This is a genomic window from Bacillus sp. ISL-34 (assembly GCF_018613325.1).
In the GTDB taxonomy this organism is placed as follows: Bacteria; Bacillota; Bacilli; order Bacillales; family DSM-1321; genus Peribacillus.
The window spans coordinates 241,544-254,468 of the sequence record NZ_JAGGQJ010000023.1 but is presented as its reverse complement, the minus strand read 5'-3'; the positions used below and the strand labels follow the sequence as shown (position 1 = coordinate 254,468).

Sequence of the window (12,925 nt, the reverse complement as noted above, 5' to 3'; positions counted from 1 at the left end):
AATGGTGTCATAGTCATGAAAGGCTTATATAAGGGCGGACTTTATTTCTTGTATCTGTTTGATATGCCGTTGTTCATGTAAGGATAGTAATTCAATCCATTGATCCAACGAGAGGTCCCCGAACAGGGGATGCTTGGCTTTCTTTCTATTCAACAAGATATCTGAATCCATATCATAAAGAACCTGTAATAATCGATCCCTTGATTCTGCCAGCAAATCCATAAGGCTCGATAATTGAAATGGGGTTGAAGATGGTGAAATGATCTCAGGGGATGAGAATTTCCTTGTTCTATCAGTAACGAAGTAAATGTTTTTTTGAATGATATTATTAAAATCCCTTTCCTGAATGCCATTTGCTATAACTTCTGTAAAAACCTGTTCCGTAAGATATAAATGATGGCAAATTTGGGCGATGTTCCATACTTCAGGCACAGGCCTGTGGTGGAGCATTTTTTCATCCAACTCCGTAATTTCCTCTATTAACTGTTTTCTTGATTCAAATAGCAAATCATACTCGATAAAATTCATGAGAACTCCCCTTTTGTGACACTCCCATATGAAAGCATCACTGATTTTTTTGATATAGGAAAAAACAAAGGGATATCTGATTGCATAAAGAATGCATAAAAACTACGGAAAAAACACCTGATTTAAAGTGGATTCATGATTTGTTTTCATTGTTGGGATAGTAGTGCTTAATGTTTGCCGGGGTGTGACACAACGTCATTTAGGTAAAATTGTTAAAATGATTTCATGGGAAAGACCCTGGGAAATACAGATCTGAAGACAGCTATAATTCTTAGGCACTGCATTGTTTTCTGAAGCTTTGATACCCTAATGCCTATGCACAATAGTTAAGTTTATGCCTGCACTCAGTATGTTGGGCCTCAAAAACAAGAATGCGATGTCTATGGCTTCCTCTTTTGCACCGGAAAATGTAAGTTCGGGTATCTTAGCTATACATCCGTACTCTATGCGATTGCTATCATGTTAAGGGCAAAAACCCAAAGAAGCTGGACAATGAAATTGATTATATCTGAATTATAACACAGTTAATATTTTCCTATAAATCATTATATGAAAAAAGACGGAAGGTTTACTCATCGTCTTTTAGGCTTTTTATATGGGATAGAATATCAAGAGAAAAGTTGCTAACGCAATGGGGAGCTAATAAACTGAAGATAGACAAAATGAACTAGGATGGTGAATGCCAATGGCTAAAACAATAGTCGAAAAACTGAATTTACATAAATATGAACGGGTGGCAGTCTTGAATCTGCCAGCCGGGGCGGATTATTTAGCGGAGCTGCCGGATTACGCTACAGAGCTTACTGAAAGTGCCTATGATCTTATATTTGCCTTCGTATTTGATATGGATTCTTTAAAGAAAATCGTGGATAAGGTGATCGAGAAAAATCATTTGAGTAAAAACGGCTATATCTATTTGGCATATCCCAAGAAGGGGAATAAAGAATATGCTACATATATTCATCGTGATGATCTGATGCAAGGCCTTGGTGCGGATGATGACGGTTATATTGGCTCGAGTGACATTAAGTTTGCACGTATGGTTGGATTGGATGATGTCTTTACGGTAGTCGGACTGAAAGTAGATTCGAAAAATAGAAACCGTCCATCTACCAAAGCAAGCCAATCAGTAGATGATTATATCGAAATGATTTCTGGTATTGAGAAAGATGTGCAGGATTCCCCTGATTTGCTTGCGTTCTATCAATCACTTACACCAGGGTATCGCAAGGATTGGGCTCGTTACGTGTATAGTGCAAAACAAGAGGCGACCCAAGTGAAACGGCGCCAGGAAATGAAAGCAATTTTAGGAGAGGGTTACAAAAGCAGGGATCTATATCGAAGAAATAAATGAGGGGGGGAATCTCTTCCATTCTCTTTTTTCTTGTTCTGTTCATCCTATCAAAAGCATATACTAGACCGAATCCAAACTTAAATCGTAATAATTGTGATTTGTGAGGTGGTTGAATATGCTTTTGAAACGCTACACGGGAAATTTGCTGTTATTGATTCTGCTGTTTTTGCTGCTGGCATTCTTTTTTCTAGGTGATGTATTCATTCCCAAAGCGATTGATTTCTCGGGCTACCCGATGCTTCACTCTGTGTTCGTCGTGTTTTTGGGGTTGTTTTTAGAATCGATTCCTTTCCTGTTCCTGGGTGCCATTGCATCATCGTTCATCCAGTTGTTCATAAGTGAAGAAATCATTCAGCGGATGATTCCAAAAAGGCCCCTGACGGCCATATTTGCTGCGATAGGGGCAGCGCTGATCATTCCGGTTTGCGAATGTGCAATCATCCCTGTCGTCCGGAAATTGATTCAAAAGGGTGTCCCGGTCCATGCAGGTGTTGTCTTGCTTGTAACTGCCCCAATATTGAATGTCATCGTGTTCGGCTCAACTTATTATGCGTTCCAAAATAATCCGGCCATTCTATATGGAAGAATCATTCTTTGTGTCCTGACGGCCATAATTGCAGGTTTATTCATTCATATATTCAGCACTAAAGATGTGGTGAAAGAGGAGAAGCTGGAACTGGTTCACGGGCATGAACATGAACATGATATTCAGTCCAGTAAATGGACAAGCTTCATTGATCATACTTCACAGGAGTTTTTCTTGGTCGGCAGATACTTTATCATTGGGGCCTTGTTTGCAAGTGTATTTCAAGTGTTTATGGATCGGTCCGTAATGGCCGATATTGGTCAGGCGCCAATAAAAGGCACGGCCTTGATGATGGGAATTGCGTTTGTGCTGTCACTCTGTTCATCAGCTGATGCATTCGTTGCCGCCTCCTTTTCCCATAGTTTTCTGCCAGGCTCCATACTGGGGTTCCTTGTATTTGGTCCCATGCTGGATTTGAAAAATGTTCTGATCATGATGTCCTGTTTTAAACGGAGCTTCGTCGTCACGTATGTCCTGCTTGTTTTCGCAGTCGTCTTCAGCCTATGCCTGATTGCAGGCGGATTGATCAGTAAGGGGGGCTTCTGATGAAAGGTTTTTTTATCCAAAGACTTGAAGGATTGCTGCTGCTTGGACTTGGCCTCATGATCTTTAAATTATATGTTTCAGGATATTTAACGAAATTGATTGCACCCAAAATGGTTCCATATGCATTGACGGCACTTTTTGCTTTTTTAGTGATCAGCCTTCTCAGAATGAAAAAACAAAAACAGGATGGACATCATTGTGATTGCGGATCGAATCGAGAGTCTTCCTCGTCCGCGCTGGTCCTGAAATATAGTTTGTTCTTCATTCCGATTCTTCTGGGCTTCATCTTGACCGATTTTACATTAAGCGGGGAAGTGCTTGCGAAAAGGGGGATGGCGAATCAGCAGACACAGAAGGTAAGCTCCTATGATTCAGGTAAACATACCAATGGGGAGAAAATCTCCGTAACCGATGATAATTATTTTGAAGTACTGGATGATTTACTGAACAACATCGAAACGATCGAGGGGAAGGAAATAGAGATTTCGGGGTTCATATACCGTGAGGATACATTTACGAAAAAACAAATGGCCATCTCCCGCCTCTCCATGTCCTGCTGTGTGGTCGATGCGACGTTATACGGATATATGGTCAACGGGAATGTGGAAGGAATGAAGACGAATGATTGGTATACGATTACAGGGACATTAAAAAAAGGAAGCTATAAAGGGGAACCCGTACCGGTAATCGATTTAAAAGAGTCGAAGAAAATAAAGGCACCCGAAGAAGCTTATTTATATGAGAATGTACAAATCATTCAGTAGAATTGGAAAACCCGGCAAAAATGTTTTGCCGGGTTTTCAACTGTGCCGAAAAAGGGTATATTATTTTTCCGAAAACCGGAAACGACTAGGAAATCGTGCGCAACGGTCGAAAAATCCGGAACCTGCGCCATTTGTTCGGGAGCACGTAACATAGTATAATGGCCTTACAATGGATAGGGGTGTAAGGGGGGATAATTTTGTCTTCAGGTAATCGAAACAATCAAATTGGACCGCCGCGGTTCGCTATTGCCGTTCACTCTCTGGTTTGGCTCGCACAAAGCGAAAAGCTCCTGACAAGTTCGGCAATCGCCTTAAAGGTGAGGTCACATGCCACTTTTTTAAGAAGGGTGATGGCACAGCTTGCAGCTGCGGGAATCGTCGAAACAAAGGAAGGACGGGAAGGCGGATATAGCTTGAAGGTGCCTGCCTCTCGGCTTACTTTGGCCGATGTGTATCAAGCGGTCCGGCCGGAGTGTCTTGTTTGTATGGAAACGAGCGAATGCGGTGAAGTCGGGAAGCAGCTGGATACGGCTTTGGAGGAGATCATGAACGAAGCCGAAAAGGAAACATTGCGCCTGCTAAAGGGCTATACATTGGAAGAATTCATGAAGAAAGTAGATTTCACCAATTTTGAAAATGAGTGTCTGGGGTAATATCCTTGCAAGAGGATACCCAGGATTATATAATGTGCTTAATGCGATTGCATTTAAAATGAGGAGGTATTTACATGAAGGTGGAAATTTGGTCGGATTATCAATGCCCGTTCTGTTATATAGGAAAGCGTCGATTCGAAGAGGCTTTGAAGCAGTTTGAAAATAAAGATCAGGTAGAGGTTTCATTTCGCAGTTTTGAGTTGAACCCAGAGGCTGAGCGGGATATCAATATGACTCAAAATGAAATGCTGGCCAAGAAATACGGCATGTCCCAAGCGCAGGTGGAAGCGAACAGCCAAAACCTGACTCAACAGGCCAAAGAATTGGGACTCGATTATCATTTGGACAAAGTGGTCTTAACGAATTCGTTCGATGCTCACCGCTTGATGCATTTTGCTGAATCAAAAGGTAAAGAGAAAGTAATGAATGAACGTCTATTTAAAGCTTACTTTACGGAAGGTAAACATATTGGAGATCACGCTACATTGGCTAGTTTGGCTGAAGAGGTTGGCCTTGAAAAGTCCGAGGCGGAAGCCATGTTGGCAGGAACGGCATTTACGGCAGAGGTTAGGGGAAATGAGCAAGAAGGAAGCCTGCTTGGTATTACAGGTGTGCCATTCTTCGTCATTAACCGCAAGTATGGAATCTCCGGCGCCCAGCCAACAGAAGCGTTCCTGGATACGCTTAAAAAAGTATGGGCAGAGGAAAACCCCCTTACAATCGTGAATGATCCAGCAACAGGCGACGCTTGTACGGATGGTTCCTGTAACGTGCCGGAAAAATAATGAAGATATGAAGAAGGAGACCCGAAACTGGGTCTCCTTTTTTTACTTAAAAAGGAAATGTTATGTATGGCAAAGAATATAGTGTACTGGATAGTTTTTCGAAAAAGTCCGAAATGAAAGGGAGCTAAAAGGTGTATATAATGATTGGAATACTAGTCTTCGTGATGGCATGTGTAGTAACTGCCAAACTAATTTCCTATAAATATTGGACATGTATATATACGGCATTCGGGACTGATAATTATTTTAAGGTGGTTGCGAAATTGGAAAGGGAAGGGATACAATTCAAAACGAAAACGCCTATGAATTCAGGTTCCGAAAGCTTTCAAAATCGCCATGAAACCACTCAATATGATGTTTTTGTGAAAAAAGAACAGAAGCATATTGCCCAAAGGGCACTAAACAAGAATTAACAAAGGGTAAATTGATTAAACTGATGTCCTGCTGGCAGCTTTTTTACTGACTGAAAAAGGTATATTTCTTATTGAACTAAAGGACATCTCTAAGATAAGAAGAGCGTGTTTTGATAAACATTCTTTCAAAACACGCTATGTTATTATTGTTGTAAATTTTATCTTAAAAATAGTATCAAGTTCACTAAGTTCAGCCTTGGTAAATTGGATATCTAATGTTTGGAGATTTGCAGTTATTTGATCAGGTCTTGTCGCCCCAGGGATTATCAGGTCAACAGCTGGCCGAGTCAATAACCAAGCAAGCGCAATTTGTGCAGGTTGTGCTCCTTTCTTTTTTGCGAATACTTTAAAATGGTCAATACGTTAAGGTTTGCAAGAAATGCCTCTCCTTGAAATAAAGGATTGTTTAGTCGGGATGTATCTGTAAAAATGTCCTTTTTCTTATAGGCGCCAGCAAGTAATCCGGATGCTAGGGGGAAAAATGGAATAATAGAGATATTATTTTCTAAACAATAAGGAATTAATTCTTCTTCTGCAGGGCGAGCCAATAATGAATACTCCGTTTGAAGAACATCCAATTGTCCATGTTCATTAAAAGCTTTAAGCTGTTCAAAGTTTAAATTAGACGCTCCTACGGCTTTAATTTTTCCTTCCTTTTTTAATTGTGCAAGTATAGCTGCAGATTCAGCTAACGGAGTTGTGCTGTTGGGAAAGTGTAGATAAAGAATGTCAATATAATCAGTCTGAAGTCTTTTAAACTATCCTCTACTGACTGGCGTAAAGCAGCCGGACTATTGTCTACTTTTAGGTTACCTTCTAAAAACTGTGGATTTAGTGAAGCCTTTGTGGAAATAATCAAGCTGTTCCGACTACCTTTTTCGCGGATTGCTTCACCAATCAATTCTTCGGATTAAGAGACGTGCCTGTCTTTTTAAGGCACTTAAAGGGTTCCTTTGTGTACCTCATCATAGACTCTATGACCGTTGCCTTTTCGAGATATAGGAGGCAAAAGTTTAATTTTTTCATAATACCGTACTGTATCCTCACTCACTTCGCATATCTTAATAAGTTCCTTCAATGTATAGTGTTCAGATATACTCCATCCCCTTTTATAATTATTTTTAAATGATGAGGACAGTATACAACCTGGAGTGAACTCCAGGTCAAGTTTTTCTTGGAAACTCACGAGTATTTGCTCCAAACTTACGAGTAAAAGCTCGAACCTCCACGAGGGTGGGACTTATAAAAAGAAAAGTGCTGCTAATCCATTTTTCCATTGATTTCATATAGGATAAATGAAAGAAAAAGCGTTGATTTTGATATGGAATTCGTTTTTTATAGTTTCAAAGACTGAAAATTTGTATAATGAGTGAGATGGATTTAATTGAATGTACATATAGGAGGGGCATGGATGAGTAAGCTTAATGGCAGGACCGTTGCTTTATTGGGAGCGCGGAAGACGGAAGAACTTAGTAAAATCGTTCAAAATCTTGGGGGAGTCCCGCTCGTTCGCCCGGCACAGGGGACGGTATTCCTTGATGATTCCCATTTGGAAGAGGATGTCAGCCGGTTGATGGCAGGGGAGTTCGATTGGATCATCCTCACGACGGGAGTGGGGACGGAATTATTATATAAAACGGCTGTGAAGATGGAAGCGGGAGATCGTTTCATAGAAGCCTTGCAGTCTATGAAAATTGCAGCTAGGGGCTATAAAACGGTGAATATGCTGAAAAAGCTTGGCCTGCAGCCACTAATCCGTGATGATGATGGCAGTACGGCAGGGCTTGTTCGCAATCTGGAAGGCCATCTGCCAGGAGGTGTAAAGGTCGCCTTGCAGCTTCACGGCGATCCGGCGCCTCTTTTGATGAACTGGTTGGATGAACAAAAAGTGGAGCATAAAGAAATCCTGCCATATGAACATATACCGCCCGAAAAAGAAACGATGCAGCAGCTGATCCAAGAACTCCTTGAAGGCAAAATCGATTCGGTTGTTTTCACGAGTGCACCTCAGCCGCGAAATTTAATGAGATTTGTCCGTGAACAAGGTGTGGAGGATAAGATAGCCGAACTGTTTGCATCAGATGTAATTGCTCTTGCGGTCGGAAAGGTAACGGCGCAGGTAGTGATCGATGAAGGGATCGAGCGGGTCATTTATCCTGAAGATCAACGGATGGGCAGTGCAATGGTGGAGCTGGTGAAATATTATCAGGGAATAGCAAGCAGATAGGGGTGAGTGCGGCATGACCAAGGGCAAGGTCTATTTTGTGGGTGCAGGTCCGGGTGATATGGGCCTGATCACCGTAAAAGGTCAAACGGCGATTGAAGAAGCGGACGTCATTTTATATGACAGATTGCTAAATCCCAAACTGTTGGAGGCTGCCACCCTCGATTGTGAATTGATATATTGCGGCAAGACACCTTATAAGAATGGCATCAGTCAAGGGGAAATCAATGAGCTGCTTGTTTCCAAAGCTCAGGCAGGGCATCGGGTCGTCCGTTTGAAAGGCGGTGATCCTTCCGTTTTTGGAAGAGTTGGGGAGGAAGCGGAATTGTTGAAAAATGAGGGAATCCCATTCGAGGTCATTCCTGGGGTTACATCCAGCATTGCCGCATCCATGTATGCAGGAGTCCCCGTCACGCATCGGGATTACGGAAGCTCCTTTGCGATGGTGACGGGCCATGATCAAACGAAAAAGGATATAGATTGGAATGGACTTGTGAAAAGTATTGATACGGTCGCCTTTTATATGGGTGTGGCCAACCTTCCGTATATCCGCGAAAATTTGATCAATCATGGAAAGCCAGGGAACACGCCGGCACTCGTCATTCAATGGGGCACTTATGGAAGGCAGGAAAGTGTTGAGGGGACCTTGGATGATATCGTAGAACGGGTAAGTGAAAGGTCGCTTGGCAACCCTGCGATCACCTTGGTCGGGGATATCATTTCACTAAGGGGAAAACTGCAATGGTTCGAAAAGAAGCCACTATGTGGACAACGGTTTTTAGTGGCCCGAACCGGAACGGCAAAGAGTTCCTTGGCAGAAGCCCTGCATGAACTTGGCGGCGAAGTCATTGAGTTTCCTAAATGGAATGCGGCAAAAATGAAAATTGAAGAAAGTCAGCTGCTCTCTTTTCTTTCGTATGATCGAATACTCTTCACTTCGCCCGAAAGTGTCCATGGATTCTTGGATTCACTCACTGAACATGCTATTGATTTCCGCCGGATTTCTTCTAAACTTTATGTGTTATCAAGGAAATCGAAAAAGGCTTTACAGCAACGGGGTCTGATGGCCGAGCTCAAATCCGAGATGTCGGAAGCCGGAACCCTGCTGGTTGTTGGAGATCGAAACAGAGATCAAAGAGATCCTGCTCATGGGGACGGAGACTATTTTCAATCAATCGATAAATTTGTCGATGAAAGATTCCTTGAAATCCTCCCGAGAATGCTTGGCGGGATAGCTGTCGGAACGGTACTATTTTCGAACCGGCATTCAGTTGATATGCTGATGCAATATGGGAACAAGGCCGACGTGGATATTGAAGGGCTGTTAAATCAAGCCTCCATCGGGGTAATCGGGGAAAGTACCGGCAATAGACTTAAAGAATATGGATTTACATTGGATATGATGCCAAAGGAACCGTCTGTAGAACAATTGGTGGAGTTGATCGTGAATAGGAATGTTTTTTAGGCTCTGATAAAAACAGGGTCTTTTTCCTTTGGAGGTTATCCATGTAATTGAAATGTTGTTTGCATTCAGTGTTATGGACTATCATGTTATCATTTAATTACGGGACATCTCGGGAAAATGCGGAAAGATCCGAAAAGGCCTCACTTACTGCTTTTATTGAGGATTTCCGGAATGGAAGGATGGTTAACATTCAAAGATAGGGGGTGACTTCATGTTTGATATTGTTGATATTTTATGGCAATTATTCTACCTTGCCCTACTAGTTCTGCTATTCGTAATGGTTGTGAAGGCGATCCGTTTCTTTATAAAACATATGACAAAAATGAATAACCTGGAAAATAAAAGAGATGAATTAAATGAACGATTGAAAAAGAAGGATGACTGACGGTCCCACCTCTGGGGTGTTTTCCTGTTTACGACTTATGGCAGGGATATATTTGGTTAGCCCTGCCAAATCGACGCTCATAAGATTTTGAGAAGGAAGGAATAAAAGTCTTTTATTCCTTCCCAGATTGGGTATTATATACAAGTGACTTTTCCAGGGAGGCGAAGCAAATGAAACGGACATGGGAATACGTATTAAGTATTACAGGCGTGGTTATCGCTGCAATTTTTTTAATCGTGACGATCATAACGGCCATTTATCTCAACAGTATTGATCTGAAAGAAATGATGGACTACTCATTAATGACAGATTCTGAGTTTTCCTCGTCTGAGGTAGATATGTCAATCAAGTTTTTCATGGGCTTATTATGGGCAGGGATCATATCGCTGGTCATTGCCTTGGCAGGCGGCTTAATCGCTATCTTTCTATTAAAAGGCGGCAAAGCGAAGGGAGCCGGAATCTTATTGATCATAACGGGCATTCTGACGATCTTTCATGTTTGGCCGCTTATCTTCTTCATCGTACCGGGAATCATGTGCCTTGTAAGGAAGCCGAGGGAAACGGTGGAAGTGATCGTATGATCCGACACAAAATACATAGTGTGATTTGAAAACAAAGGAGCTGTCCCGAAAATGCGGGAAAGCTCCTTTTGTGCTGTGAGGTTATTTTAGGGGAATATACCTTTTTATACCTGCAATCACCAGTCTATCATGTTACTATTGTTATAGATTTAAATATAAATAGACTGGAGTTCGATCAATGAAGATACCTTTAATGAAGGTTGGTATAATGACCTGTTTAACACTCGGTTTGTTCAATGGACAGGCTTTTGCGGAGTCCGGAATAACCAATGCGTGTTCATCATTCGGTGAGATGCAACCCAATGAAAATCCTTCCCATAAGCAGATCAACTGCTTACTGACAAATGCGGCAATAGAGGCTGAAATCCCCCCTGAAGTGGTAAAAGCGGTGGCCACGCAGGAAAACGGGGATTGGAGGCAATTTAATGAGGACGGTACACCGATTAAATCCGGCGATGGAGGTATCGGTCTAATGCAGCTTACCAATAAAAGTGGCTATGACCAGAAAAAGCTGGAAAATGATATAGTCTACAATATCGAGGCAGGCGTCGAAGTCCTGAGTGGCATGTATTCAAGAAGGGATTTGCCCAAGATCAAAGATGCAGGACGAAGGGTCATCGAAAATTGGTATTTCCCTGTCATGGCATACAATGGGACAAAACCGGTTAACAGTCCTCTTTACCAGGAAAACGGGCAAAGAAATGCGAATGCCTACCAAGAGGAAGTTTTTGCTGAGATAGAAAACCAAAGTTATTTGGATGGCACAAAACTGGCCAAATATCCATTCAAAACAACGGACTTTCAATATGATCGGGATAGCGGTGAAAATATCATCTTCAATATGCTGGAATACACACTGACAGATCAAACACATGACTCTGTTTATTGGTTCAAGGCAGGAGATAAAGTGGTGACATCATCCAGCGCAAATATCAGGAAAGAAATAAGCACTACGACAGGTGCAGTGCTTGTGCCACCAAATACAAGGCTGATCATCACAGGAAATTTTGACTATCACGAATCTAAGGGGAATAAATTTGTTTTTTACCCCGTACAAACGGAAGACAAGAGTATTAAGGGGTATGTTTCATCAGCTTACATCTCCAATAGGCCATCGATTGTCGCGCCCATCAAGGATACGGCTAAGCCTTTGATTTCAGGGGCTGCCGGTAAATCGATTCCATTCAACTCAACGTTCAATCCTAAAACCGGCGTAAAGGCGAAGGATGATAAAGATGGTGACGTAACGAGTGCCATACGTGTGGAAGGTAAGGTGGATACCAAGAAAGTGGGCACCTATAATTTGACTTATACGGTAGCTGACAAGGCTGGGAATGTTGCCAAGGTCACAAGGGAAATAATTGTATATGATCAAGTCAAGCCAGTGATTTCAGGTGCCGGGAATAAAACCATCAAACTTAATTCTTCATTCAATCCAAAAACAAACGTGAGTGCCAAGGATAATGCCGATGGCAACTTGAGCAGTAAAATCAAAGTGACGGGTACAGTCAATACGAAGAAAAAGGGGACCTATACATTGAAGTATACGGTCACCGATTCATCGAAAAATGCAGCAACTGTCACAAGGAAGATCACGATAGATGGCACGAAGCCAGTCATCTCGGGAGCCAATAGTAAAACCGTTGGCTATTATTCGACATTCAATCCTAAATCAGGCGTATCCGCGAAAGATAACCTGGATGGCAACTTGACAAGTAAAATCAAAGTGACAGGTACGGTGAATACGAAGAAAAAGGGAACGTATACATTAAAGTATACAATCACTGATTCATCGAAAAATACTGCGACAGTCACAATAAAGATTACGGTAGACAGCACCAAGCCGGTCATTTCCGGTGCCAAAAGCAAAACCATTGCCTATAACTCGACATTCAATCCTAAATCAGGTGTATCCGCGAAAGATAATCTTGATGGAAGTTTAACAAGTAAGATCAAAATAACTGGGACTGTGAATACGAAGAAAAAAGGCACCTATACATTGACTTACACTGTTACGGATAAATCGAAGAATAAAGCTGAAGTAAAAAGGAAAATCACAGTTAAATAGAAGGCAAAGAAGGATTCCCGGCAATAGTGGAATCCTTTTTTTGATGTCTGAATGTTTTTGGCTGAAAGATATGCTTATATAATAGTAGAAAGTGTTCATCGATTAATCCTCCAGGGTGGAGTGGATATTGATAAAAATGCTATAATTGTAAATAGATGTAACAGAAAGTGATCTGAAGGGAGATTGTTTATGGGCAAAGAACACGGGCATGTAAACTGGATGGATCAGATTTTTAAGGAATATGAAAGAGACGGCGGGTTGAAGAATAATCCTGGCTTTGGAAAACCGCTTCCGGAGTCGGCGTTATCGGGAAATATATATGACAACTTCTTGACGAAGGCCAAGGATGCCGGCTACCTTCCGCTTTGGATAAAATGGCAAAAAGAAATTCGGGAAGAGCTATCCGGATTGGTTCGATTGAAAAAAATGAATGGACCTGAATCTGAAATAATGAAACGAATTGATGAAGTAAATGAGAAAATCCGTACATATAATACGATTTGTCCAGCCCAAATGCAGCGCCGGGAAATAGAGTTGGAAAGCATCGAAATCCAGTATGAAAAATGGAAGTAA

14 protein-coding genes and 1 pseudogene are annotated in these 12,925 nt (G+C 41.7%); 12 read left to right on the top strand and 3 right to left on the bottom strand.

Translation table 11 applies throughout. The features are described from left to right. Positions 1 to 24: 24 nt before the first annotated feature. A complete protein-coding gene (locus J7E52_RS16740; protein ID WP_214748769.1) occupies positions 25 to 528 on the bottom strand; it encodes a DinB family protein in 504 nt (167 codons plus the stop codon). A 685-nt stretch (positions 529 to 1,213) separates the two neighbouring features. Between J7E52_RS16740 and J7E52_RS16735 the strand changes: the two genes are divergently transcribed. The 6 genes from J7E52_RS16735 to J7E52_RS16710 all read left to right on the top strand — a co-directional run bounded on the left by J7E52_RS16735 (position 1,214) and on the right by J7E52_RS16710 (position 5,629). Then, a complete protein-coding gene (locus J7E52_RS16735) occupies positions 1,214 to 1,882 on the top strand; it encodes a YdeI/OmpD-associated family protein (protein ID WP_214748766.1) in 669 nt (222 codons plus the stop codon). Positions 1,883 to 1,997: 115 nt separating this feature from the next. Continuing rightward, positions 1,998 to 3,014, top strand: a complete 1,017-nt coding sequence (locus tag J7E52_RS16730; protein ID WP_214748763.1) for a permease — start codon at positions 1,998 to 2,000, stop codon at positions 3,012 to 3,014. Next, on the top strand, positions 3,014 to 3,778 hold the full coding sequence (locus J7E52_RS16725) for a TIGR03943 family putative permease subunit (protein ID WP_214748761.1): 765 nt from the start codon (positions 3,014 to 3,016) through the stop codon (positions 3,776 to 3,778). The genes J7E52_RS16730 and J7E52_RS16725 overlap by 1 nt, the downstream gene beginning before the upstream one ends. Positions 3,779 to 3,975: 197 nt before the next feature. Then, positions 3,976 to 4,431, top strand: a complete 456-nt coding sequence (locus J7E52_RS16720) for an RrF2 family transcriptional regulator (protein ID WP_214748758.1) — start codon at positions 3,976 to 3,978, stop codon at positions 4,429 to 4,431. 74 nt (positions 4,432 to 4,505) lie between these two features. Continuing rightward, entirely contained in the window at positions 4,506 to 5,216 is a 711-nt protein-coding gene (locus J7E52_RS16715) for a DsbA family oxidoreductase (protein WP_214748755.1), read from the top strand. A gap of 140 nt (positions 5,217 to 5,356) precedes the next feature. Next, positions 5,357 to 5,629, top strand: a complete 273-nt coding sequence (locus J7E52_RS16710; RefSeq protein WP_214748752.1) for a hypothetical protein — start codon at positions 5,357 to 5,359, stop codon at positions 5,627 to 5,629. Positions 5,630 to 5,764: 135 nt separating this feature from the next. Here J7E52_RS16710 and J7E52_RS16705 read toward each other — a convergent pair. Next, positions 5,765 to 6,488, bottom strand: a pseudogene (locus J7E52_RS16705) (aldo/keto reductase). Between the two features lie 81 nt (positions 6,489 to 6,569). Continuing rightward, a complete protein-coding gene (locus J7E52_RS16700; protein ID WP_309476902.1) occupies positions 6,570 to 6,680 on the bottom strand; it encodes a MerR family DNA-binding transcriptional regulator in 111 nt (36 codons plus the stop codon). Positions 6,681 to 7,040: 360 nt separating this feature from the next. Between J7E52_RS16700 and J7E52_RS16695 the strand changes: the two genes are divergently transcribed. The 6 genes from J7E52_RS16695 (at position 7,041) to J7E52_RS16670 (ending at position 12,925) form a co-directional block, all read left to right on the top strand. Further along, positions 7,041 to 7,856, top strand: a complete 816-nt coding sequence (locus J7E52_RS16695) for a uroporphyrinogen-III synthase (protein ID WP_214748749.1) — start codon at positions 7,041 to 7,043, stop codon at positions 7,854 to 7,856. Between the two features lie 13 nt (positions 7,857 to 7,869). Continuing rightward, positions 7,870 to 9,318, top strand: a complete 1,449-nt coding sequence (cobA, locus tag J7E52_RS16690; protein WP_214748747.1) for a uroporphyrinogen-III C-methyltransferase — start codon at positions 7,870 to 7,872, stop codon at positions 9,316 to 9,318. A gap of 211 nt (positions 9,319 to 9,529) precedes the next feature. Next, positions 9,530 to 9,703 (top strand): hypothetical protein, encoded by a 174-nt coding sequence (locus tag J7E52_RS16685; protein ID WP_214748744.1) that lies wholly within the window; start codon positions 9,530 to 9,532, stop codon positions 9,701 to 9,703. Between the two features lie 170 nt (positions 9,704 to 9,873). Then, on the top strand, positions 9,874 to 10,284 hold the full coding sequence (locus J7E52_RS16680; protein WP_214748742.1) for a DUF4064 domain-containing protein: 411 nt from the start codon (positions 9,874 to 9,876) through the stop codon (positions 10,282 to 10,284). Between the two features lie 178 nt (positions 10,285 to 10,462). Then, positions 10,463 to 12,352: an immunoglobulin-like domain-containing protein gene (locus tag J7E52_RS16675; RefSeq protein ID WP_214748738.1), complete on the top strand. Its 1,890-nt coding sequence runs from the start codon at positions 10,463 to 10,465 to the stop codon at positions 12,350 to 12,352. Between the two features lie 189 nt (positions 12,353 to 12,541). Further along, complete coding sequence (locus J7E52_RS16670; RefSeq protein WP_214748736.1) at positions 12,542 to 12,925, top strand: DnaJ family domain-containing protein; 384 nt, start codon at positions 12,542 to 12,544, stop codon at positions 12,923 to 12,925.